This is a genomic window from Litorisediminicola beolgyonensis (assembly GCF_042679605.1).
Taxonomy (GTDB): Bacteria; Pseudomonadota; Alphaproteobacteria; order Rhodobacterales; family Rhodobacteraceae; genus Litorisediminicola; species Litorisediminicola beolgyonensis.
In genome coordinates this window covers 20,311-42,860 of record NZ_JBHTMU010000022.1, presented here as the reverse complement: position 1 = coordinate 42,860, position 22,550 = coordinate 20,311, and the positions used below count along the sequence as shown (strand labels likewise).

Sequence of the window (22,550 nt, the reverse complement as noted above, 5' to 3'; positions counted from 1 at the left end):
CCACAGGACCGGACCGGGGGACGCCCCGACGGTCGCATGAAAGAAAAAGGGAGGCCTTCATGTCCGAGACCAAACCAGAGGCGAGCCGCCGCGATTTCCTGAAACTCGCGGGCACCGCCGCCCCCGCCGCCGTCGCCGCCGTTGCGGTCAGCGGCAGCGAGGCCGAGGCGGCACCGGCAGAGGGACCGCAGAAAGGTCTCGCCGACACCGCCCATACCCGCGCCTATTACGCGTCCGCCCGGTTCTGAGCCGAACGGATAAAGAGACGCGCCGGACCGGGTCCTGACCGCCCGCATACCGGCCACCCCATGCGCCCGACCGGCCCCGACGCCACGAAACGGGACCCGGCGCATCCAACTGGAGGGAAACCATGCTCAGGAAAAAGACCAACGGGGTCACCCGCCGTTCGGGACGCACCGGCGTCCTCGCGGACATTGCCGGTCGCTCCGTCGACCGCCGCGCCTTTCTGCGCGGGTCGGGCCTTGCCATCGGCGGGCTCGCCGCGATTTCCGCCACCGGCGGCTCGGTTACGCAGGCCAGCGCGCAGCAGGCCGCCGACAGCGCGGTCCAGACCGTGAAATCCGTCTGCACCCACTGCTCGGTCGGCTGCACCGTCATGGCAGAGGTGCAGGACGGCGTCTGGACGGGCCAGGAGCCCGGCTGGGACAGCCCGTTCAACCTCGGTGCCCATTGCGCCAAGGGGGCCTCGGTGCGCGAGCACACCCATGGCGAGCGTCGCCTGAAATACCCGATGAAGAAGGAAGGCGGCGAGTGGGTCCGCATGTCCTGGGCCGACGCGATCAACGAGATCGGCGACAAGATGCTCGCCATCCGTGAGGAGAGCGGCCCGGATTCGGTCTACTGGCTCGGCTCGGCCAAGCACAACAACGAGCAGGCCTACCTGTTCCGCAAGTTCGCCGCCTACTGGGGCACGAACAACGTCGACCACCAGGCGCGCATCTGCCACTCCACCACCGTGGCGGGCGTTGCGAACACCTGGGGCTACGGCGCCATGACCAACTCCTACAACGACATCCACAACAGCCGGGCGATCTTCGTGATCGGCGGCAACCCGGCCGAGGCGCACCCGGTCTCGCTCCTGCACCTCCTGAAGGCCAAGGAAGAGAACAACGCCCCGCTGATCGTCTGCGACCCGCGCTTCACGCGGACCGCGGCGCATGCGGACGAATATGTGCGCTTCCGTCCCGGCACCGACGTGGCGCTGGTCTGGGGCATCCTCTGGCACATCTTCGAGAACAAGTGGGAGGACGAGGAGTTCATCCGCACCCGCGTCTGGGGCATGGACCAGATCCGGGCCGAGGTCGCCAACTGGACGCCCGACGAGGTCGAGCGGGTCACCGGCACGCCGGGCAGCCAGCTTGAGCGGGTGGCGCGCACGCTCGCCAACAACCGTCCCGGCACCGTGATCTGGTGCATGGGCGGCACCCAGCACACCAACGGCAACAACAACACCCGCGCCTACTGCATCCTGCAACTCGCGCTCGGCAACATGGGCCGGGCCGGTGGCGGCACCAACATCTTCCGCGGCCATGACAATGTGCAGGGCGCGACGGACCTCGGCGTCCTCGCCGACACGCTGCCGGGCTACTACGGCCTCGCCGACGGCTCCTGGGCGCATTGGGCCCGGGTCTGGGAAGAGGATCTCGACTGGCTCAAGGGCCGCTTCGCGGTGATGAAGGGTGCCGGTGCCGACGGCGCCGACCGGATGATGATGAACGAGACCGGTATCCCGGTGTCGCGCTGGATCGACGGTATCCTGGAGCCCGCGGAGAATATCGACCAGCCCGACAACACGCGGGCGATGGTTCTCTGGGGCCACGCGCCGAACTCGCAGACCCGCCTGCCCGAGATGAAGACGGCGATGGAGAAGCTCGACCTGATGGTCGTGGTCGATCCCTACCCGACGGTCTCGGCGGTGATGCAGGACCGCACCGACGGCGTCTATCTCCTGCCCGCGGCGACGCAGTTCGAGACCTACGGCTCGGTCACCGCGTCGAACCGGTCGCTGCAATGGCGCGAGAAGATCGTCGACCCGATCTTCGAGTCGAAGCCCGACCACGTCATCCTCAAAATGTTCTCGGACAAGTTCGGCTTCTCGGACCGGATCTTCCGCAACATCGAGGTGAACGGCGACGAGCCGCTGATCGAGGACCTCACCCGCGAGTTCAACCGCGGCATGTGGACCATCGGCTATACCGGCCAGTCGCCGGAGCGTCTGCGCAAGCACATGGAGAACCAGCACACCTTCGACCGCACCACGCTGCGCGCTCTCGGCGGACCCGCCGATGGCGATTACTACGGGCTGCCCTGGCCGTCGTGGGGCACGGCCGAGATGAACCATCCCGGCTCGCCGAACCTCTATGACATCTCGCTCCCGGTCGCCGATGGCGGCATGGGCTTCCGCGCCCGGTTCGGCGTGGAGCGCGACGGCGACAACCTCCTTGCCGAGGGTGTCGCGCCGGTCGGGTCCGAGATTCAGGACGGCTATCCCGAGTTCACCATGCAGATGCTGATGGATCTCGGCTGGGATGGCGACCTGACCGACGAGGAGCGCTCGACCATCGAACGCGTCGCAGGGTTCGAGGGCCAGCGCCCGCAGCAATCCGGCGGCGAGGAACAGGTCGGCGAGACCTCTCAGACCGGTGACGTGAAATCCGACTACGCCAAGGCGGTGGGCGGCGTGAACTGGAAGACCGACCTCTCGGGCGGCATCCAGCGCGTGGCGATCGCGCATGGCTGCGCGCCTTACGGCAACGCCAAGGCCCGCGCCGTGGTCTGGACCTTCCCCGACCCGGTGCCGGTCCATCGCGAGCCGCTCTACACCCCGCGCTACGACCTCGTGGCCGACTATCCGACCTACGAGGACAAGAAGTTCTGGCGGGTGCCGACGCTCTACAAGTCGATCCAGGAGACCGATTACTCGTCCGACTTCCCGATCACCCTCACCTCCGGCCGCCTGGTCGAATACGAGGGCGGCGGCGACGAGACCCGGTCGAACCCCTGGCTCGCCGAGCTGCAGCAGGACATGTTCATCGAGGTCAACCCGCGCGACGCCAACAATCTCGGCGTCCGTGACGGGGCAATGGTCTGGGTCCACGGTCCGAACGGCGGCAAGGTGAACGTCATGGCGATGGTCACCGAGCGCGTCGCGCCCGGGGTCGCCTTCATGCCGTTCCACTTCGGCGGCTTCTGGCAGGGCGAGGATCTGCGCGGGAAATATCCCGAGGGCGCCGATCCGTATGTCCTGGGTGAATCGACCAACACCGCGCAGACCTACGGGTATGACTCGGTGACCCAGATGCAGGAAACCAAGGCAACCCTTTGCCGCATCGAAGCCGCGTAAGGAGGAGATAACCTATGGCACGCGCTAAATTTCTCTGCGACGCCGAACGCTGCATCGAATGCAACGCCTGCGTCACCGCCTGTAAGAACGAGCACGAAGTTCCCTGGGGCATCAACCGCCGCCGCGTGGTGACGATCCAGGACGGCACGCCGGGCGAACGCTCGATCTCGGTCGCCTGCATGCACTGCTCGGACGCGCCCTGTATGGCCGTCTGCCCGGTGGATTGCTTCTACCAGACCGCCGATGGCGTGGTCCTGCACTCCAAGGACCTCTGCATCGGATGCGGCTACTGCTTCTACGCCTGCCCCTTCGGCGCGCCGCAGTATCCGCAGGCGGGCAATTTCGGCAGCCGCGGCAAGATGGACAAATGCACCTTCTGCGCCGGTGGCCCGGAAGAGGACATGTCCCAGGCCGAGTTCCAGAAGTATGGCCGCAACCGGATCGCGGAAGGCAAGCTGCCGATCTGCGCCGAGATGTGCTCGACCAAGGCGCTTCTCGCCGGTGACGGCGATGTCGTCTCGCAGATCTATCGCGAGCGGGTCGTCGCGCGCGGCTTCGGCTCGGGCGCCTGGGGCTGGGGCACCGCCTACGACCAGAAGGACGGCTGAGCGCCGCTCCGGTCCCCGCGCTCGCCGCGGGGGCCAGTTTTCCAGGTCAATCTCTGCGCCGGGCGGCATCCGCCCGGCGTCCCGCCCACACCGGGGGCGAACCCTCCCGAACCTTCCTGACCGGCACCGACACGTCCGGCACGAAGGTTCCGGATGGTCCGCGGACCGATCAGAGCCGCCGCGCTCGCCAAGACCAAAGGAGCCTCCCCGATGAGAGTCGCCCCCTATCTCGTTATGCTGTTTGCGCTTCTGGCGACGGCCCTGCCCGTCTCGGCCCAACAGGACGCGGTCGAGCCGCCGGCATCCGATGTGTCTGGCGAGGCCGCGCCCGCCTCTCCCGGAAGCACGCTCGAGGACATCCTCAGACGCCAGCAGGGGCTCGAGGCCAATAATGACGAGCGGCGGCAATTCGTCGGCAGCGACGCGGAAATCGGCGAGGGCGTCGACGCGCTCTCCACCCTCGGCGGCTCCTCGGATTCCGATCTCTGGCGCGCCTTCCGCTTCGACGAGCGCGACATCAGCACCCAGGTTCGCGCGCCTGCCGCGAGCACGATCATGCAGGATAACGGCATGTGGTGGCTGGAACTGCGTGAAGGTCCCGTGCTGCACTGGGGCGGCTACCTGCTGCTCGGCACCATCGCGCTGCTCGCGATCTTCTACCTGATCAAGGGACGCATCCGCATCGACGGCGAGCGCACCGGACGCACCATCGAGCGCTTCACCGGCATCGAACGCTTCGGCCACTGGCTGATCGCGGGCAGCTTCGTCATCCTCGGACTGACCGGCCTGATCACGCTGATGGGCCGCAAGTTCCTGATCCCCGCCTTCGGCCACGAGGTCTTCTCGGATCTCGCCATCGCGTCGAAATGGCTGCACAACAACGTCGCCTGGGCCTTCATGCTGGGTCTCGTCATGGTCTTCATGATGTGGGTCTGGCACAACATTCCGACCTGGCAGGACGTCAAATGGCTGGCCCGCGGTGGCGGCTTCATCGGCAAGGGCCACGTCCCCGCGCCGAAGTTCAACGCCGGTCAGAAGATCATCTTCTGGTCCGTGGTCATCCTCGGCGCCTCGGTCTCGGCCTCGGGACTGTCGCTGCTCTTCCCGTTCGATCTGCAGATGTTCGCGCCGACCTTCGCCACGCTGAACGAGCTCGGTGTGCCCGGTCTTCTCGGTGTCGATCCCTTCACCTCGGATCTGAGCCCGCAGGGCGAGATGCAATACGCCCAGCTCTGGCACGCCATCGTCGCCTTCGTCTTCATGGCGATCATCCTGGCCCATATCTATATCGGCACGATCGGCATGGAGGGCGCGTTCGAGGCGATGGGTTCGGGCGAGGTCGACACCCAGTGGGCCAAGGAGCACCACTCGATCTGGTACGAGAAGAAGATGGCCGAAGAGCGCGCCGCTCCCAAGGGCGCCACCCCGGCCGAGTGAGACGTATGCGGCTCGCCGCGGCCCTCCTGCTCGTCGCGGCCCCGGCGGCCGCCGAGGGCGGCTACCATGTGCTCGCGGGACACGGCGGACCGGTGATGGATGTGGCGGTCTCGGAGACCGGCAGCCTCGCCAGCGCCAGTTTCGACAATGCCGCGGCGCGCTGGACGGACGGCTCTCCGGCCTGGCTCGACGGGCACGAGGCCGCGGTCAACACCGTCCTTTTCCTCGACGAGACGACGCTGGTCACCGGCGCCGACGATTTCGACCTGATCCTTTGGCGGGACGGCACGCTTGCCGCGCGGCTCGAAGGGCATCAGGGCAAGGTGATGAACCTCGCCGCTTCCGACAGCCTGATCGCCTCGGCCAGCTGGGACGGGCGCATCGGCCTCTGGCCCTTGGACGGTGGCCCTGCCCACTTCATCGACGGCCATGACGGTCCGGTCAACGACGTGGTGTTCTCGGCGGACGGGACACGCCTCTATTCGGCCTCGGCGGATGGCACCTTGCGCGTCTGGGACGTGGCGACCGGCAACGAGCTGAGCCGTCTCGTCGAACACGGGTTCGGCCTGAACGAGCTGATCCTCGACGAGGGCGCGGGCTGGCTGGCCTATGGCGCGGTGGACGGCGTCACCCGCGTGATCGACCCCGCGACCGCCGCGTCTCTGGCCGACCTGACCGCCGACCGCCGTCCGATCCTCGCGCTTGCCGCGCCGCAGGACCACAGCCGCCTTGCGGTCGGCGATGGCGAGGGCTACATCATGATCGTCGACACCGCGACCTGGTCGGTCTGGCAGGATTTCCGCGCCACCACCCGCGGACCGATCTGGGCGCTGGCCTTCTCGCCCGGGGGCGAGACGCTCTATGCCGGGGGGCTCGCCAACGAGATCTCCGCCTGGCCAATGTCCGAGGAGGCCGACACGCCACAGATGCAGTCAGAGCGCGGTTTTCTGACCGATCCTGCGCTCATGTCCAACGGCGAGCGGCAATTCATGCGCAAATGCTCGATCTGCCACACGCTGACGCCCGGCTCGGCGCGGCGCGCCGGTCCGACGCTCTACGATCTCTTCGGCCGGAGGGCCGGAACGGTCGGCGATTACAGCTATTCCGACGCGCTCGATGGCTCGGACCTCGTCTGGGACGAGAGCACCATCGACCAGCTTTTCGACATCGGCCCCGAGCACTATCTGCCGGGGACCAAAATGCCCATGCAGCGCATCACCGGCGCCGAGGACCGCGCCGACCTGATCGCCTTTCTGCGCCGCGAGACGGCGCCCGAGGAGGAACATAAATGAAATCCATGGCTCTCGGCTTCATAGCCATCGCGGTCATCGCCACAGGTGCCTGGTTCGCGCTCGAGACCTTCTGGGACACGACCGCGGAAGAGCGCGTCTCGAACTCCGTCCGCCTGGGCGAGGCCGGGTCCGCCGATGGCGGCGAGCCGCTCGAGACCGAGGCGACGCAGTAAACCGCAGGCGCAGACTAGGACGCGCGGAGCCCTTCGGCCGCGTCCAGAAGCTCGGCGATGAGCGGGTTCGGAAAGCGCCGCTCCAGCGTCACCGCGTAGAAGGTCTCGGCGATCCCGTCGAGCTGGCACAGCTCCGCAAGCATCCCCGCCGCCAGCTCGTCCCGGACGACGATCGGCGGGATCACAGCGACGCCGACCCCTTCGCGCACCAGAAGACGCAACATCGCCATGTCATCGGCCTCGGCGGCGATCCGCGGGCTCAGACCCAACCGCCCGACCATCGCATCGAAGGAGGCCCGGAGCGCGGCTTCCGGCGTCGGCAGGATCACCGGCTCTTCGCTCAGGAGCCGGGTGAGCGGCCGACCCGACAGCTCGGGCGCGCCGATGAGGCTCACCGGCTGCTCCGAGAGCGCATGAACGAGATAGGGATGCGCCGCCTCCCGCGCGGGCACGAGATTGGTCAGGACCACGTCGAGCGACAGCGCGTCGAGCGCGCGCAGCAGCTCCGCCTGCCCGCCCGAGCGCAGGATGACCTCGGTATCGCGACGCCGGATGACCGGTTCGAGAAACCCGATCTGGAAGTTTCGCGACAGGGTGGCGAGCGCGCCGACTCGCAGGATCATACGCTGCGACGCTCCGCCGCGGAGGGTCGCGGTCAGATCCTCGGCAGTGCGGAAGATCGCCTCGGCATGGTCGAGCGCGATCCGTCCGGCCTCGGTCAGCACGAGCCCACGGCCGCGGCGCTCGAAGAGATCATGACCAAGATTGGCCTCCAAGGTCTTGATCTGCTTCGATAAAGCCGATTGCGACAAGTTCAGCGAGCGCGCCGCGCCGGTCAGCGTCCCATCGCGGGCCACGGCGCGGAACAGACGGAGGTGATGGAGGTTCAACTGCATATCCGTTCTATAATACAGAACGATTAAAGCGATTATATGTAATTTATCTAATACATGGCCGACGCTACATCACCGCTCGAACGATATCCAACCGGAGCGCCGCCATGACCGACGTGATCCCTCTTAGCTTCTTCGCGCCGCTGCTGCTGATCCTGGCCTCGGGGCTTGCCGCCTCGCAGCCGGGCCGCCGCCCGACGCTGGTGTCCTGGCTGCCCGAAGCTGCGACGCTCTCGGCCCTGGCGCTTGCCGCTATCGGTCTGATCCAGTTCCTCCTCTCCGGCCCGGCCAATGTGACGCTCCTCGATGGTCCTGCGGCACTGGTGATGCGGCTCGACGCGGTGAGCGCCACGATGACGCTCCTCGTGGCCTTCATCGGCTGGGTGGTGATGCGCTACGCCAAGACCTACCTCGACGGCGAAGAGCGCGAGGGACGCTTCCACGCGCTCATGTTCGCCACGCTGGCGGGCGTTCTGGTGCTGACCCAGACCGGCAGCATGCCGCTCCTGATCCTCGCCTTCGCCGCCATCGGCATCACCCTGCGCCAGCTTCTTCTCTTCTACCCTGGGCGGGCCGCCGCGCGCCGCGCCGCGACCAAGTTCGCGCTCGTCTGGCATGCAGGGGACGTGGTGTTGGTCCTTGCCGCGATCTCGACCTACGCGGCCTTCGGGACGCTGACCTTCGACGCGCTCGGCACCGCGATCAACGGCGATCTGCCGCTTCTCGGCCATCTCGCCGTCGGCTGCCTGATCCTCGCCGCCGCGCTCAAGACCGCGACCTTCCCGCTGCAGGGCTGGCTGACCGAAGTCATGGAGGCCCCGACGCCGGTCTCGGCGCTTCTGCACGCGGGCATCATCAACGCCGGAGGCTTCCTCTTGATCCGGACCGCCGAACTTGTGCAGGCGAGCCCCGGCGCCATGGCCGCGCTCGTGATGATCGGCGGTCTCACTGCGCTTTTCGGTGCGACGGTGATGCTGACCCAGAGCGCCATCAAGACGGCGCTCGCCTGGTCGACCGTGGCGCAGATGGGCTTCATGCTCCTGCAATGCGGGCTGGGTCTCTGGGCGCTGGCGCTTCTGCACCTCGTCGCGCATTCGCTCTACAAGGCGCACGCCTTCCTGTCCTCGGGCGGAGCGGTCGCCGCGGTGGCGAGCCTGCGGAGACCCGGCCCCGTGGCCGCTCCGAGCGTCGGTGCCGTGCTGAAATCCTTTGCCCTTGCGCTGGTCCTCTACGGCACGATGGCGGGTCTCTTCATGCTGGTCGCCGGACCGAAGACCCCGCAGGCGCTGGCGCTCGGCACGATGCTGATCTTCGGCGTCGCCTACCTGGTGGCCCAGGGCCTCGCCGATGCCGCGCCCTGGGCGCTCACCCGGCGCACCGCAGCCGCGTCGTTCGGCGCCGTCGTGACCTACTTCACCTTCCAGCTCGGCGCTCACGCGCTCTGGGGCGGATCGCTGCCCGAAGCGCCCGTGCCCGGCGCATTGGAATGGGCGATGATCGTGCTCGCGGTCCTCTCCTTCGGCCTCGTGGCCTTCGCGCAGGCGCTCTTCCCGCTCTGGGCCCACCACCCGGCCACCGCCGGTCTCCGCGTCCATCTTGCCAACGGACTTTACCTCAACGCGCTGCTCGACCGCCTGATCGGCGGGTATCGGGTCGCGAAGCACAGCTGATCGAGGAGTTCCCAGATGTTCATGAAGCACAGCCAGATCGCCCCCGCCCGGATCTCGGGTCTTCTCGATGCCGCCGAGGCCGCCGCCCGCGCCATCCCGCCCGCCTTCCCGCTTGAGGCCACGGTCGCGGTCAACCCGTTCCTCGGCCAGACCGGCGAGGACCTCGCCACCGCAGGCGCGCGGCTCGCCCGTGTTACGGGCGTGTCGCTGACGCGGGCGCGGAAGACCTACACCGACCAGATCGCGGCCAGGGAGATCACCGAGGACGACCTCGCCGCGGCGCTCTTCGCCAGCGCGTCGCCGCTGAAGCCACGCGATCTGGAGCTCCTGATGGCCAAGGCGCACGCGCCCTCGCCCGCGCGCCCCGCGCTGCCCACGGTGGCCGATCTCGCCGCCGAGGAGACCGGCATCGACTGGCCGTCGGTGATCGAGCGGACCGTCGGGCTTTGGGCCGCGGGCTATTTCGACAAGGGCCAGGCGCTCTGGTCACCGGCCCCGGGTCAGCCCGCCTACACCGCGTGGCAGGCCTGGGCCGGGCGCGACCTGACGCCCGAGATCGCCGGTCTGCCGGGCTTCTGCAACCACGCCGCCACGGCGCCGGACACGCCCGAGCGGGCGATCTTGCGCGCCTCGGAGGCGCTCGGGATCACCGAGGACGCGGCCGAGACCGCCTATCAGCGGCTCCTGATGGATATCGGCGGCTGGGCCCAGCATGCGCGCTGGCTTTTGTGGCAGGCCGAGCTTGCGGGCGACAGCGACCGGACGCTCGCCGATCTCCTGGCGATCCGGCTCGTGTGGGAAGAGGCGCTTCTGACCGCGTTTCCCGCCGTCGCCGCCCGCTGGAAAGACACGGTCGCGGCGCATGAGGCCCCCGTGGCCGCCGACGCGGACCAGGTGCTCGACGCGATCCTGCAGGACTCGGCCGAGCGCGCCCATCAGCGCGGTCTCAAGGCGGCGCTCCTCGGCGGCAACCCGTCCGAGGCACGCCCCGCGCTCCAGGCCGCCTTCTGCATCGACGTCCGCTCCGAGGTCTTCCGGCGCGCGCTCGAGGCGCAGAACGCGGGCATCGAGACGATCGGCTTCGCCGGGTTCTTCGGCCTGCCGCTGGCGCATACGGCGCATGGCTCGGACGTGGTCGAAGCGCATCTGCCGGTTCTGCTCTCTCCCGGCCTGCACTCAACCAGCCACGCGCCGAAGGCCGAGGAACACGACGCCCGCATCTCCGCCCGGGCGGCCCGCGCCTGGGGCCGGTTCAAGCAGGCGGCGGTCTCGTCCTTCGCCTTTGTCGAGGCGGCAGGCCCCTTCTACGGCGCCAAGCTCCTGAAGGACGCGCTGGGAGCGAGCGACGCCAAGCGCAAGCCGGACCCCGCCCCGCAGGTTCTGGGCGGGCTCGACGCCGCGGCCAAGGCTGACACCGCCGCCAAGGTCCTGCGCGCGATGAGCCTGACCGGCACGTTCGGGAAAACCGTCCTCTTGGTCGGTCACGGCGCGCATGTCACCAACAACCCCCATGCCAGCGCCTATCACTGCGGCGCCTGCGGCGGTCACACCGGAGAGGTCTCTGCCCGGCTGCTGGCGCAGCTCCTGAACGACCCCGAGGCCCGAGAGGGCCTTCTCGAGCGTAGTATCACGGTGCCCGAGGACACGGTCTTCCTGGCCGGTCTGCACGACACCACAACGGATGCCGTAACGGTTTACAAGGACGGCGCCACTGCCGATCTCGCGCAGATCGAGCGCTGGCTCGACGGCGCCGGTCGCCAGGCGCGGGCCGAGCGGTCGCTGCGTCTGTCGGGCGCGACGCCCGAGACGGTTGCCGAGCGCGCGCGGAACTGGGCTGAGGTTCGGCCCGAATGGGGGCTTGCCGGTTGCGCGAGCTTCATCGCCGCCCCGCGCTCGGTGACCGCGCGCACCGATCTCTCGGGCCGCGCGTTCCTCCACAGCTACGACTGGCAGGCCGATGACGGCTTCGCCACGCTCGAACTGATCCTGACCGCGCCGGTCGTCGTCGCAAGCTGGATCAGCCTGCAATATTACGGCTCGACCGTCGCGCCCGAGGCCTTCGGCGGCGGCAACAAGCTGATCCACAACGTGGTCGGCGGCATCGGCGTGGTCGAGGGCAATGGCGGGCGGCTGCGCCCGGGTCTCCCGAGCCAGGCGGTCGAGACCGGCGACGGTCCGGCCCACGAGCCGCTGCGCCTGTCGGTCATGATCGAAGCGCCGGAAGAGGCGATCAGCGACGTGCTCGACCGGCACGATGCGGTGCGGGCGCTCTTCGACAATGGCTGGCTGCATCTCTTCACGCTCAAGGACGGCCGCGTGGCGTCGCGCTATCGTCCGGGGCTTGGATGGGCGACCACCGCGTCGCCCGAACAGGCACGCGCCGCCTGAGCCTGACCTGAAAAAGGGCCGCGCAGGAGATGTCCTGCGCGGCCGATGCGTGTCCGGGTCTTAGCTGCGGATCGCGTATCCGGCGGAGAGCGCGCCGTCGCTGCGTCTCTGCGTAAGGCGCATCTCGGAGCCGCGCTCGGACCCACCGGGCGCGCCCGCGATCACCGGGAAGAGCTGGCCCTCGCCCGCCAGGACTGGCAGTTCGTAGACGCCCCCCGGCTGCAGCGCGACATACTCCTGCGCCTTGAACCGCTCGGTCCTGACGCCGGTCGTCTCGCGCCCGAGCGCGTCGCGGATCCGGAGCCGCGTGTCGGGCGCGAGCACCATCTCGAGCATGCGCCGGTCGGCCAGTTCCAGCTCCATCAGCGCGCCGCCCGGGAAGCGGATCGCGCCGCCCAGCCGGTCGGAGACCCGCGTGAGCTCCGACACCCGGCTGACGGGCTGATCCTCTTCGCCCTGGTCGAGCGGCTTCAGGCCGGTCTTGATCTTGCCCTCCTTCGCCGCCGCGAGCAGCCGCTCCATCATCTTCGGATCGGCGAGGCGCAGGAGCACCGGGCTCTTGCCGCGCCAGTCCGAGAGATCGACCACGAGCGAGACGGTGCGCCCGCCCGACAGGAAGCCGCCCACAAGCCCGAAGAGCGAGTCGCCGCCTGCCGAAGGATCATCGATGCCGATATTGCGCTGGCAGATGTTGTTGAAGCGCCGGATGTCGATGGCACTGCCCGCGGGCGCCTCGGGGCCATCGAAGGGCGAGGCCTCTAGAAGCAGGCAGGGGTGCCAGTTCACCGTGCTGCCGCCGACCGTGACGGTCGCAGGCGGCACGAGCGCCGCGGGCCAGGTCATCTTGACGATGCGATCCTCGCCCGGAAGCAGGTCATCCACCCGGACCTCGTCGATCAGGTAGGTGCCCGGAACCAGCGGGTTCGGGACCGGATCGCCGGGACGGACCGAGGGGATGAACTCCTGCGGATAGCGGAACTCGAAGCCCGGGTAGTGGCAGATCATCGCGCGGAGATATACCTCGGAGGCGGTCGCCACGCCGGTGTTCTTGACCCGTGCGAAGACGAAATTGTCTTGGTTGCGGACCGCGTTCTGATGCGGCGGCGCCGCGCCATAGGCCAGGGCCGGGACCGGATCGTCGCTGGCGCGCACCCAGATATCGGGGCTCGCCGCGTGCCAGCCCGGGCTCGGCACCGCGCCGGTGTCGCCCAGGTTCTCGCGCACGACCACGTCCGAGGCGAAGGCCCCGTCGCGGGCCGAGATCACCGCCGCGTCCACGTCGACGCGACCGTAGCCGTACCACTGGCTGAACTCGTTCACGCCGTCGCCGTCATTGTCGACATATTGCCCGATCGGATCGGTGTTGCCCGCGTCGATCCGGACCGCGGTGGTCCTAAGGATCTCGCGCACCTGCACCCAGTTGAGCGTCGGATCGGTCGAGAGCACCAGCGCCGCCGCGCCCGCGATGGTCGGCGAGGCATGGGACGTGCCGCCGAAGGTCGCATCGTAATCGTTCGCGGTCGCGGGAGCGGGTGCGACCGCGCCGTTCATCGCGCCGGTGCCGACGCGCACGGTCGACACGGTCGGATCGACAAGCCCGGTGCCGGGCGCGTAGCAGGTGTGGCTCGGAGCGACGATGTCCATCTCCGGCCCCCACGGGCTGTAGAAGGCGCGCCGGTCCGTGGTCGCGGTCAGGTTCGTGGTGTTGCCGTTGGGGTCGGCATGCGAAGAGGTCACCGGGCTCGTCGGATTGGCCCCGATGCTCGCACCCACCGCGATGGTCCGCTCATAGGCCGCGAAGCGGCGGATATTGCTGAATTGCTGATAACCGAGATTCCCCGTCGAGAAGGTTGTGACGCAGCCGCGTCCGCCGCGCCCGTAGACGGTCAGGAAATCGAGACCGTCGCGCAGCGCGTTGGACAAGGCGGCGTTCAGCGACCCCCAGGAATTGGCGATCACATCCGCGGGCTGGCTCGGCAGCGCCGGAAATCCGGGGGTGGTGTTGCCGGTATTGAAGCCTGCGGCCCAGATGAAGGCGTCGGCCATCTCGATGCCCGTTGCCGGGCTTGGCAGACGCGCGCCAATCAGGCGACAGTTGGGGGCGACACCGGCGATCCCGAGCGTGTTGGAGAACGCCGCCGTGGCGGTGCCCGCGACCTGGGTGCCGTGATCTCCACCGAGCCCGGCCACGGTCTGGGCGGTCATCGTGCGAAAATTGAACGAGGTCAGGAGCTTCGAGGTCCCGTCGGTCAGGTTCGCCGTGAGATCGGGATGGTTGGGCGTCACCCCGTCGGGATCGAAAACCGCGATGCAGATATCGGGCCGCCCACCACGGAGGCTCACCGCGATATCGTCGAGCGTGTCCCAGGCCTCGTCGGCATTGATGAGCGGCAGGTGGGTCTGGAGACCGTAGAGCGGGTCATTGGGCGTGAAGGCGTCGAGCTCGAGAACCTGCAGCACCTGCGGCTCGGCATACTCGACCTCGCGCAGGGAGCCGAGCTTGGCGGCCAGTTCGAGGATGTCGTAATCGGGGCTCCCGGCCCGCTCGGCCAGAACCGAGTTCCCGGCATAGGTGACGGTGCGCAGTGCGCGCAGCCCGAACTCGCGCAGGATCTTCTGGACCCGGTCGTCGCCCACATCGCCGGTGAAGCGGATGAGGATCTGGTTGGTGAGGCCCTGAAGCGGCGTCTCCTTGCCGCGCGCGATCACCGCGCCGGGGATGACCTCGACGCCCGAGCGCCGCATGCGGCTCACCAGCCCGTCGATCTGCTGACCGGCATCGCCGAGACCCGATTGCAGCTTCACCAGCGCGAAATCGCTGTCCTTTCCGTTCTCGCCCGGCATCTCCAGCCGTTCGAGCCCGAACTCGTCCAGGATCTTGTCGAGCGCCATTTCGCTGTCTTCGCCGTCGCGGATCGCCAGGAGAATGGCGTCGTCGCGGCCCCGGAAGAACACCGGGCCGTCCGCGCTCGGGTAGGACAGATCGCCCTGCCCGCCCAGCGACACCAGCTCGGAGTTCGGGCCGGGCGACACGCGGATCTCGCGCTCATGCGCCTCGAGCGCGCCGTCCGCCGGTTTGACGGTGAGCGTGTAGCGCCCCGGCGCGATGTCGCGGGCCTGGTAGACGCCCTTGGCGGTCTCCTCGAGCGTGAAGCGGCTGTCGCGCGCCGAGACCTCGACGGCGGCGCCGGAGACGGGTGCGAGATCGGGATCGCTGCAGAAGACCTGCAGAAATGCGGATTTGGTCATCGAAGACTCCTTGGATCAATACCGACCGGCCAAGCCGGTCTGCTTGAACGAAAACAAGATTAAGAAACAACGGCGCTGAGTGTGCGCCGGGGGAGTTGACCGCATCGGCGTCAACCCAGCGTCAACGCTAAAACGCGCCTTGGAAATGGATGCGCGGGCCCATCAAGCGGCCCGCATTTCGTCCGCGTTTACAGTTGCATAGAAGGTCGTCGGTGACTGCGTTCGTCCGTCTCGAATACTGCGCGCAGAACCGACGTTGCCGGTCTCACATCAGCAGTTCGGGCAGGAAGAGCGACAGCGCCGGGAAGGCCACGAGAAGCGCGATCCGCACCGCATCGGCTGCGAGAAACGGCACGACGCCTGCGGCCACGGTCTCGAATTTCAGGCCGTCCACGGAACTGGCGATCACATAGAGATTCATACCCAAGGGCGGCGTGATCAGCCCGATCTCGACGACCGAGACCACCAGCACGCCGAACCAGATCGGGTCGATCCCGAGGTCCAGGATGATCGGGAAGACCAGCGGCAGGGTGATGAGCATCATCGACAGGCTGTCGAGGAAACACCCCAGTATCACGTAGATCAGGAGGATCAGGATGATCACGCCCGTCGGCCCGAGGCCCAGCGCCCCGATCCAGTCGACGATGATGCGCGGCAGGGTCGAGGTCTCGATGAAGAACTGCAGGACCGACGTGCCGATCAGGATCATGAAGAGCATGCCCGTGGTCGAGGCGGTCTCGATCAGCGCCTCGCGCCAGACCGTGCGCGTCAGCGCGCCGCGCAGCGCGGCCAGCACGATGGCGCCGAACGCGCCCACCGCCGCCGCCTCGGTCGGAGAGAAGACGCCGAGATAGATGCCGCCCATGACCAGCGCGAAGAGACCGAGGATCGGCGCCATGTCACGCAGGGCGCTTCCGGTGCTCTCGGTCTCGGTGCGCTCGGCGGCGGGCGCAAGATCGGGACGCAGCGTCGCGATCAGGGTGACGGCGCCGATATAGAGAAGCGCGGCGAGGATGCCGGGGATCATGCCCGCAAGGAACATCCGGCCGATGGATTGCTCGGTCAGAAGCGCGAAGATCACCATGATGATCGAGGGCGGGATCAGGATGCCGAGCGTGCCTCCGGCGGCCAACGCGCCCGAGGTCAGGCGCCGGTCATAGCCGATGGCGGTCATCTCGGGGACCGCCACGCGCGACATGGTGGCCGCCGTCGCAAGGCTCGATCCGCAGACCGCCCCGAAAAGCGCGCAGGCGCCGATGGTGGCCGACGCGAGCCCGCCGCGCCAATGGCCGATCAGCGAATGCAGCGAGCGGTAGAGCGCGGCGGAGAGCCCCGCGCGGGACGCAAACGCCCCCATCATGACGAAGAGCGGGATCACCGAGAGCGCGTAGCTCGACGAGGTGACGAAGGGCTGCGAGCCCAGCACGAACCCGAGGCTGAACCAGCCGTTCAGATAGACGCCGCCGACGATGCCGACCGTTCCCATCGCGATGGCCACGGGGACGCGCAGCGCGATCAGCACCAGAAGGGCGATCAGCCCGACAACGCCTGTAAGGGGGGCGGACATGGCTCAGCCCTCCCTGCCGAAGGACGTCCGGGCGATCAGCCAGAGATTGACCAGCGCGGCGAGCGCGAGGCCGAGGACCAAGGGCAGCCAGTAGAACACCATCGGGATGCCGATGGACTGGCTCCGGTCGCCATAGCCCCATTCGCGCAGCATCTGCTCGGCGCCGAACCAGGCCGCGCCCGCGAGAAACGCGAAGGCCAGGAGCGCGGCGAAGATCGTCAGGGCACGCTGGGTGCCTTTGGACATCTTCTCGGTGAAGACGTCGATGGCGACATGCTGGTCGGCGGCGAAGCCGTAGGGGATCGCCAGAAGCGCGCCGATCATCGTGCAGAGCGTGACGATATCGGTCAGCCCCGGCACGGTGAGACCGCTGACCGACCGCAAGGCGATGTCGATCACGGTCAGAAGCACCGCCGCGAGGAACGCCATAGTCCCGGCGATAGCGAGCAGGAAGGTCGCGCGTTTCATGAGAAATCCCGGATCATGAGAGCACCGGGCGGCGCGCCGCGTCGCCCGGTGGAAAGCCCGTCAGCGGGCGGTCACTCGCACCCGGCCACGGCCTCGCGGATCGCGGCATACGTCGCCTTCGCCTCGTCCTCGGACATGTCGGACTCGTTGGCGAGGTAATTGTCGATCACCGGCGTCAGCCGCTCGCGCCAGGTCTCGCGCTCTTCGTCGGAGACCGGGATGATCTCGTTCCCGGCCTCTTTGGCGGCGTCGATCGCCTCCTGGTCGGTCTCGGCCCACCAGCGGCCCCAGTTCGAGAAGACCTCGTCGCTGACCTCGTCGATCACCTGCTGAACGTCCTCGGGCAGGCTGTCGAACTTGCGCTGGTTCATGACGATATACATCGCCACCGGGTTGATGCCGGCGTCGATATGGTAGCCCAGCACCTCGTGCAGCTTGAAGGCACCGACCGGACCCCAGGGCATGATATTGCCGTCGACGACGCCACGCTCGACGCTCTCGTAGATCTCCGTGGGCGGCATGCCCACGGGCGTCGCGCCGATCTCCTCGAGCATCGCGGTGATCGCCGGGGTGGGCGTGCGGATGCGCATGCCCGCGAGATCGTCTAGGCTCGCGACCTTCTCGCGGGTATGCGCGCCGCTCGGCTCGGTCACGGTGAGATAGAGCACCTTGGTGTCCGGGTAGTCGGAGGCGAGGTCGTCCTTCATCGCCATCATCGCGCAGGTGCCGACCTCGGAATCCGGGACAGTGAAGGGCAGCTCCACCAGCACCGATTTCGGATGGCGACCGCGCGGGATCGCCGGGATGCCGACCGAGACGTCGACCACACCGGCCCGGGCCTGGTCGAACTGCTTGGTCGCATCGCCCAGCGCCGAGCCTGCCGGGAAGAGCGTGAACTTCACGCGGCCCTCGGTACGCTTCTCGATCTCGTCCGCCCAGGGCTGCATCGCCAGCGTGTTGATGAAATGGGTCGACGGGAACATCGACGACATCTTCATGTCGAACTCCTGTGCGGTGGTGGCCGAAGCGGCCAGCGCCAGCACGGATGCGGTGATAAATGTCTTCATGGGTCTCCTCCCCTTATGATCGCTTTTGTCGCCCGTCAGCGCGCCTCTTCAGGCCAGTGCACGAGCTTCGATTTGTAATCGGTGCGCGGCAGCGTCCCGGCCTCGACGAGGTCGATCCGGCTGGTGAAGACCAGCGTGTCGCGCAGCGCTTTCTTGATCTTCTCGGCGAGGCCCGCATCGGCGCTGACGCCCTCGGCCAGCTCCACCTTGATCGGCACCGGCGGCTCCTGCTTGACGCTGCGCGCGGGCGGGCAGATCGCGATCACACCGGTGACGTCGGGCGCGAACTCGGCCACGACCTCGCGCACGGCGGTCGGAAAGACGTTCACGCCGCGCACGATGAGCATGTCATCGGTCCGCCCGATGCAGCGCACGCGCGGCGCGGTGCGCCCGCACGAGCAGGCGCCGGTGCGCACCACGACATGGTCGCGGCTGCGGAAGCGCAGAACCGGAGCGGATTGGTGGCGCAGATGCGTGTAGACCAGCTCGCCCTCGGCGCCGTCCTCCCAGGGGATCGTCTTGCCGGTCGCGGGGTCGATCAGCTCGGGATGAACGAAGCCGCGCCCCGAGAAATGCATCCCGTGCTGCGCCTCGCACTCGCCCCAGAGCGACACCGAGACATCACCGATGCCCATCGCCTCGGTGACCTTGGCGCCCCAGGCGCTTTCGATCCGCGCCCGCAAGGCAGGCTCGCCGCCGCCGGGCTCTCCCGCCACGAGGATGCGTTTCACCGTCGAGTTCGGCAGGTCCATGCCGCGCTCCTCGCCCCATTCAGCGAGGTAAAGCGCATAGGACGGCGTGCAGGCCAAGACGTCCGGCTTCAGCAGGCGCACCGCCGCCATGAGGCGTTCGGTATTGCCCGCGCCCACCGGGATATGCGTGAAGCCCAGCGCCGCGAAGGTGTCGAGCGTGACGCCTGCCACGAAAGGCCCGGCATTGTAGGTCGACACGATCCGATGCCCGCGCCGCGCGCCCGAGGCCGAGTAGGAGCGGCTCGAGATCGCCAGCCAATCGGCCACGTCGCGATCGGTCAGCGGGATGTAGCTGGGCGTCCCCGTGGTCCCGGAGGTCGAGTAGATCCGCGCCACGTCCGACATCGGGGCAGCAAGATGGCCGCCGACCGGGTTGTCCTCGGTGCGGGTCTCGCGAAGCTCGTCCTTCGTGGTGAACGGCAGGGCCGAGATGTCCGCCAGCCCCCCAACCGCGGCGGCGTCGGCAAAGCCCGCCTCGCGCAGTTTGGCTGCGTAAAAGGAGGAGGTCTCGAAGAGATAGGCGATCTGCGCGCGGTAGGCCTCGTCATCGGCCTCTTGCTGCGCCGACCAGTCTAGGCGTTCGACGGCGTCCCGCATCACGCACCCTCCCCGTCATAGCTCACGGCCTCTTCGGCGTGATGCGCCATGTAGAAGCCGATCGGGCGCTCCTTCTCTTCGGCGAGATGGGCCAGAAGGCTCGCGGTCCGCGCGAGGATCGGCACGCCCTTGAGGATCGCGCGGGGAAAATCCAGATCGAGCAGCACCGCGGCGATGGCCATCGACACGTTGAGGGTCAGGGGCTTGCCCCAGGCCTCGTGCACCGCGGCGCGCGTCGCCTTGGCGAGCGCCACGTTCTGTCCGGCGACGCCGCGCGCTTCGGCCAGTTCGAAGATCCGCTCTGCCCGCGGGTCGAGCGGCTTGTGCACCGGGTGCCCGAAGCCCGGCACCTTGTCGCCCCGGGCCCGCATTTCGGCAATCATCCCGGGCAGCGCCTCTTCGCCCGCCTCGGAGGCCTTCGCGAGAAACGCGCCGCAGGCTTCCGCGGTCCCGAGGATCACCGACCCGCAGCCGAGGATCCCTGCGGCCACGGCGCCCTGAAGGCAGTCCGGATCGGCGGCCAGCGTCATCCGCGCCACCTGGTTCGTCGGCACGAGCCCGTGTTCGGCGATGGCGACCAAGAGAAGATCGAGAAACTCCGTCTCCGTCGCGGAAGGCTCGCGCCCGGTTGAGAGCAGGAAGAAATAGGCGGAGAAGCTGAGGCGCCCCATCACGTCGCCGGTCAGATCCTTGCCCCGCACGGTGATCGTGTCGGCATCCGCCGTGCTGATGGCGGTCGCGCCGCCCCCTGCCTTGCCGATCATCATCAGATTGCCCTCCACTTTGTCACTCATAATTGTCCGACAATATTGGCGTTGTCAAGCGCTGACGTTCGCAGTAAAGTTTCCGGGGCCAACAGATGAGGGATGATTGGTGGACAACGCGGTGCATGGCGCGAAAGGGCTGAACGTGGCCGAAACTCTGCGCGGCGCGATCCAGACCGGACGCTATGTGCCGGGCCAGCGCCTGGTCGAGGCCGACCTCACCCGCGAGATGGGCGTCAGCCGCTCGCTCCTGCGCGAGGCCTTCCGGCTCTTATCCGCCGAGGGGCTGGTCGAGACGGTCCCGAACCGCGGCGCTCTGGTCAAACGCCTGTCGCTGACCGAGGCGCTGGAGCTCTTCCAGATCCGGATGGAGCTCGAAGCGCTTGCCGCCCGCCTCGCGGCCGACCGCGCCCGGAACCCGGCTGTTCTCGCCCGCTTCGAGGACGACACCACCGAGATCTGGTCGGACAGCCCGCGCCTCTCCGCCGCCGCCTACATTGCCGAGAACGAGCGCTTCCACGCCGCCGTCTTCCGCGCGTCGGGCAACAGCCAGCTGCGCAAGCTAAACCGCCAGTTGCAGCTGTCGCTGATCATGGCGCAGATCGCGTCCTCCATGACGCCCGAGATCATCGCCGCCTCAATTGCCGAGCATCGCGACATCGCGCGCGCGATCCGGGCCGGAGACAGCGCCGACGCCGATCAGGGCGCGCGCGATCACCTGAACCGCGCCCGGACATTCATCGAGACGATGCCGGGCGACGTGTTTCGCCGGGAAGACGAGGCGTAGACGCCGACCGACGCCGCGACCGGGCCTTCGCGCCAAGCGCGGCGAGGTCTTCACCCTGCGCGCCCGTGAGCGATCCCACCAGACAGTTTTACGACCTCACCCATTCCCGACCGCATATGGCTTTGGTAACATTGACGAATGTGGAAGCAGCTTCTTCCCATTTCGGCCCTTCTCTTCGGATCCGCCCTGCTTCTCTTCGCGGGCGGCATCCACAGCATCATCCTGCCCGTCCGCGGCTCGGCCGAGGGGTTTTCCGCAAGCGCGCTCGGTCTTCTCGGCACCGGCTGGGCGCTTGGATATGTCGCAGGCTGCCTGATCGTCCCGAGGCTCGTCGGCGCGGTCGGCCATATCCGCATCTTCGGCGTGATGTGCGCCTTTGCCGCCGTGTCGCTCCTGCTGCAGGCCATCGTCGTGGCGCCCTGGGTCTGGGTCCCGGTCAGGGGCCTCTCGGGCTTCTGCTTTGCGGGCGCCGCGATGATCGTCGAATCCTGGCTGAACGACCGTGCGCAGCCCGAGACGCGGGGCAAGATCTTCGGCATCTACACCACCGTCAATCTCGCCGCGGTGACCGCCGGGCAGATGTCGATCTCGCTCGGGGATGCCTCCGGTTTCACCTTCTTCGCGATCGGCGCGATGGTCTACTGCCTGGCGCTTGTCCCGACGGCGCTCTCGACCTCGGCCTCGCCCGCGCCGCTCACCTCGGTGCGCCTCGATCCCGGAGCGCTCTGGCGCAATTCTCCGGTCGCGGTCGCCGCCGTGTTCCTGGTCGGCATCTCCAACGCCTCCTTCGGAACGCTCGCTGCCGTCTATGCCGACCGCATCGGCCTGGCGCTGACCGCGATTGCGCTATTCGCCAGCATCCCCGTGCTGTCGGGTGCCTTGGCGCAGGTGCCCATCGGCTTTGCGAGCGACCGTCTGGACCGGCGCAAGGTGCTGGTGGCGACCGCCGCCATCGCGCTGTCCGCCGACATCGCCTTCGTGACGCTGGCGCCAGAGGGCCGGATGCTGAACCTCGCGCTCGTGGCTGTCTTCGGCGCGGCGATCTACGCGATGTATCCGATCATCGTCGCCCATGCGAATGACCACGCGCCGACGGGCACGTCGATCCAGGTGTCGGGGGGCCTTCTGATGGTGTTCGGCATCGGGTCGATCATCGGCCCGCTTCTGGCCGGTCTCCTGATGTCCCGCGTGGGACCGCAGGGGCTCTTCATGACCACGATCAGCGCGCATATCCTGATGATCGGCTTCACGCTCTGGCGCATTGCCCGCCGCGAGGCCGTGCCCAAGGCCGAGAAGGCCGCGTTCCAGATGGCCCTGCCCGCGCGCGTCGCCACGCCGGAAACCGCCGCCCTCGCGGTCGGAGCGACGGAAGACCGACCCCTCGGCGAGGAGCTGCCCGGAACCGTTCCGCATCAGAGGCCTCAGTCGGACAGCGGCGAGACACGCGCCCACTAGCGCCGCACGCCCCCGTCGC

The 22,550-nt window shown here is 68.1% G+C and carries 17 protein-coding genes; 10 read left to right on the top strand and 7 right to left on the bottom strand.

Going from position 1 to position 22,550, the window contains the following annotated elements; translation table 11 throughout:
* Window positions 1-59: 59 nt before the first annotated feature.
* The 6 genes from ACFQ4E_RS12855 to ACFQ4E_RS12830 all read left to right on the top strand — a co-directional run bounded on the left by ACFQ4E_RS12855 (window position 60) and on the right by ACFQ4E_RS12830 (window position 6,874).
* On the top strand, window positions 60-248 hold the full coding sequence (locus tag ACFQ4E_RS12855) for a twin-arginine translocation signal domain-containing protein (protein ID WP_386804168.1): 189 nt from the start codon (window positions 60-62) through the stop codon (window positions 246-248).
* Window positions 249-370: 122 nt separating this feature from the next.
* Complete coding sequence (locus ACFQ4E_RS12850; RefSeq protein ID WP_386804166.1) at window positions 371-3,364, top strand: formate dehydrogenase subunit alpha; 2,994 nt, start codon at window positions 371-373, stop codon at window positions 3,362-3,364.
* A 14-nt stretch (window positions 3,365-3,378) separates the two neighbouring features.
* Window positions 3,379-3,972, top strand: coding sequence for a formate dehydrogenase FDH3 subunit beta (gene fdh3B, locus ACFQ4E_RS12845; protein WP_386804164.1), 594 nt, complete (start codon window positions 3,379-3,381; stop codon window positions 3,970-3,972).
* A gap of 210 nt (window positions 3,973-4,182) precedes the next feature.
* Window positions 4,183-5,409, top strand: a complete 1,227-nt coding sequence (locus tag ACFQ4E_RS12840) for a formate dehydrogenase subunit gamma (protein WP_386804162.1) — start codon at window positions 4,183-4,185, stop codon at window positions 5,407-5,409.
* Window positions 5,410-5,414: 5 nt separating this feature from the next.
* Window positions 5,415-6,701, top strand: a complete 1,287-nt coding sequence (locus ACFQ4E_RS12835; RefSeq protein WP_386804160.1) for a c-type cytochrome — start codon at window positions 5,415-5,417, stop codon at window positions 6,699-6,701.
* On the top strand, window positions 6,698-6,874 hold the full coding sequence (locus ACFQ4E_RS12830; protein ID WP_386804158.1) for a hypothetical protein: 177 nt from the start codon (window positions 6,698-6,700) through the stop codon (window positions 6,872-6,874). Before ACFQ4E_RS12835 ends, ACFQ4E_RS12830 begins: the two co-directional genes overlap by 4 nt.
* Before the next feature lie 14 nt (window positions 6,875-6,888).
* On the opposite strand, the gene ACFQ4E_RS12825 is transcribed toward ACFQ4E_RS12830, so the two are convergent.
* On the bottom strand, window positions 6,889-7,770 hold the full coding sequence (locus tag ACFQ4E_RS12825; protein WP_386804156.1) for a LysR family transcriptional regulator: 882 nt from the start codon (window positions 7,768-7,770) through the stop codon (window positions 6,889-6,891).
* Window positions 7,771-7,874: 104 nt separating this feature from the next.
* On the opposite strand from ACFQ4E_RS12825, the gene ACFQ4E_RS12820 reads away from it, so the two are divergent.
* The gene (locus ACFQ4E_RS12820) at window positions 7,875-9,437 is read left to right on the top strand and encodes a proton-conducting transporter transmembrane domain-containing protein (protein WP_386804154.1); all 1,563 of its coding nucleotides are present in this window, start codon (window positions 7,875-7,877) and stop codon (window positions 9,435-9,437) included.
* A gap of 15 nt (window positions 9,438-9,452) precedes the next feature.
* Complete coding sequence (locus ACFQ4E_RS12815; protein ID WP_386804152.1) at window positions 9,453-11,825, top strand: YbcC family protein; 2,373 nt, start codon at window positions 9,453-9,455, stop codon at window positions 11,823-11,825.
* Window positions 11,826-11,885: 60 nt separating this feature from the next.
* On the opposite strand, the gene ACFQ4E_RS12810 is transcribed toward ACFQ4E_RS12815, so the two are convergent.
* The 6 genes from ACFQ4E_RS12810 to ACFQ4E_RS12785 form a co-directional block, all read right to left on the bottom strand.
* Window positions 11,886-15,074 (bottom strand): S8 family serine peptidase, encoded by a 3,189-nt coding sequence (locus ACFQ4E_RS12810; RefSeq protein ID WP_386804150.1) that lies wholly within the window; start codon window positions 15,072-15,074, stop codon window positions 11,886-11,888.
* Window positions 15,075-15,339: 265 nt separating this feature from the next.
* Window positions 15,340-16,641: a TRAP transporter large permease gene (locus ACFQ4E_RS12805; RefSeq protein ID WP_386804148.1), complete on the bottom strand. Its 1,302-nt coding sequence runs from the start codon at window positions 16,639-16,641 to the stop codon at window positions 15,340-15,342.
* Window positions 16,642-16,644: 3 nt separating this feature from the next.
* Window positions 16,645-17,109 carry a TRAP transporter small permease gene (locus ACFQ4E_RS12800; RefSeq protein ID WP_386804146.1) on the bottom strand — a complete coding sequence of 155 codons (465 nt, stop codon included), beginning with the start codon at window positions 17,107-17,109 and terminating at the stop codon, window positions 16,645-16,647.
* A gap of 71 nt (window positions 17,110-17,180) precedes the next feature.
* Complete coding sequence (locus ACFQ4E_RS12795) at window positions 17,181-18,176, bottom strand: TRAP transporter substrate-binding protein (RefSeq protein ID WP_386804144.1); 996 nt, start codon at window positions 18,174-18,176, stop codon at window positions 17,181-17,183.
* 35 nt (window positions 18,177-18,211) lie between these two features.
* A complete protein-coding gene (locus tag ACFQ4E_RS12790) occupies window positions 18,212-19,525 on the bottom strand; it encodes a phenylacetate--CoA ligase family protein (RefSeq protein WP_386804142.1) in 1,314 nt (437 codons plus the stop codon).
* Complete coding sequence (locus ACFQ4E_RS12785; RefSeq protein WP_386804140.1) at window positions 19,525-20,319, bottom strand: citryl-CoA lyase; 795 nt, start codon at window positions 20,317-20,319, stop codon at window positions 19,525-19,527. Before ACFQ4E_RS12785 ends, ACFQ4E_RS12790 begins: the two co-directional genes overlap by 1 nt.
* A 79-nt stretch (window positions 20,320-20,398) precedes the next feature.
* On the opposite strand from ACFQ4E_RS12785, the gene ACFQ4E_RS12780 reads away from it, so the two are divergent.
* Both ACFQ4E_RS12780 and ACFQ4E_RS12775 read left to right on the top strand, forming a co-directional pair.
* Window positions 20,399-21,076 (top strand): GntR family transcriptional regulator, encoded by a 678-nt coding sequence (locus tag ACFQ4E_RS12780; RefSeq protein WP_386804219.1) that lies wholly within the window; start codon window positions 20,399-20,401, stop codon window positions 21,074-21,076.
* 138 nt (window positions 21,077-21,214) lie between these two features.
* Window positions 21,215-22,531 carry an MFS transporter gene (locus ACFQ4E_RS12775; protein ID WP_386804138.1) on the top strand — a complete coding sequence of 439 codons (1,317 nt, stop codon included), beginning with the start codon at window positions 21,215-21,217 and terminating at the stop codon, window positions 22,529-22,531.
* Window positions 22,532-22,550: the final 19 nt, after the last annotated feature.

What these genes read in the sequence shown, in the direction of transcription:
- ACFQ4E_RS12855 (WP_386804168.1), top strand. Translation starts at nt 60, where the DNA reads ATGTCCGAGACCAAACCAGAGGCGAGCCGCCGCGATTTCCTGAAACTC.
- ACFQ4E_RS12850 (WP_386804166.1), top strand. Translation starts at nt 371, where the DNA reads ATGCTCAGGAAAAAGACCAACGGGGTCACCCGCCGTTCGGGACGCACC.
- fdh3B (WP_386804164.1), top strand. Translation starts at nt 3,379, where the DNA reads ATGGCACGCGCTAAATTTCTCTGCGACGCCGAACGCTGCATCGAATGC.
- ACFQ4E_RS12840 (WP_386804162.1), top strand. Translation starts at nt 4,183, where the DNA reads ATGAGAGTCGCCCCCTATCTCGTTATGCTGTTTGCGCTTCTGGCGACG.
- ACFQ4E_RS12835 (WP_386804160.1), top strand. Translation starts at nt 5,415, where the DNA reads ATGCGGCTCGCCGCGGCCCTCCTGCTCGTCGCGGCCCCGGCGGCCGCC.
- ACFQ4E_RS12830 (WP_386804158.1), top strand. Translation starts at nt 6,698, where the DNA reads ATGAAATCCATGGCTCTCGGCTTCATAGCCATCGCGGTCATCGCCACA.
- ACFQ4E_RS12825 (WP_386804156.1), bottom strand. Translation starts at nt 7,770, where the DNA reads ATGCAGTTGAACCTCCATCACCTCCGTCTGTTCCGCGCCGTGGCCCGC.
- ACFQ4E_RS12820 (WP_386804154.1), top strand. Translation starts at nt 7,875, where the DNA reads ATGACCGACGTGATCCCTCTTAGCTTCTTCGCGCCGCTGCTGCTGATC.
- ACFQ4E_RS12815 (WP_386804152.1), top strand. Translation starts at nt 9,453, where the DNA reads ATGTTCATGAAGCACAGCCAGATCGCCCCCGCCCGGATCTCGGGTCTT.
- ACFQ4E_RS12810 (WP_386804150.1), bottom strand. Translation starts at nt 15,074, where the DNA reads ATGACCAAATCCGCATTTCTGCAGGTCTTCTGCAGCGATCCCGATCTC.
- ACFQ4E_RS12805 (WP_386804148.1), bottom strand. Translation starts at nt 16,641, where the DNA reads ATGTCCGCCCCCCTTACAGGCGTTGTCGGGCTGATCGCCCTTCTGGTG.
- ACFQ4E_RS12800 (WP_386804146.1), bottom strand. Translation starts at nt 17,109, where the DNA reads ATGAAACGCGCGACCTTCCTGCTCGCTATCGCCGGGACTATGGCGTTC.
- ACFQ4E_RS12795 (WP_386804144.1), bottom strand. Translation starts at nt 18,176, where the DNA reads ATGAAGACATTTATCACCGCATCCGTGCTGGCGCTGGCCGCTTCGGCC.
- ACFQ4E_RS12790 (WP_386804142.1), bottom strand. Translation starts at nt 19,525, where the DNA reads ATGCGGGACGCCGTCGAACGCCTAGACTGGTCGGCGCAGCAAGAGGCC.
- ACFQ4E_RS12785 (WP_386804140.1), bottom strand. Translation starts at nt 20,319, where the DNA reads ATGAGTGACAAAGTGGAGGGCAATCTGATGATGATCGGCAAGGCAGGG.
- ACFQ4E_RS12775 (WP_386804138.1), top strand. Translation starts at nt 21,215, where the DNA reads ATGTGGAAGCAGCTTCTTCCCATTTCGGCCCTTCTCTTCGGATCCGCC.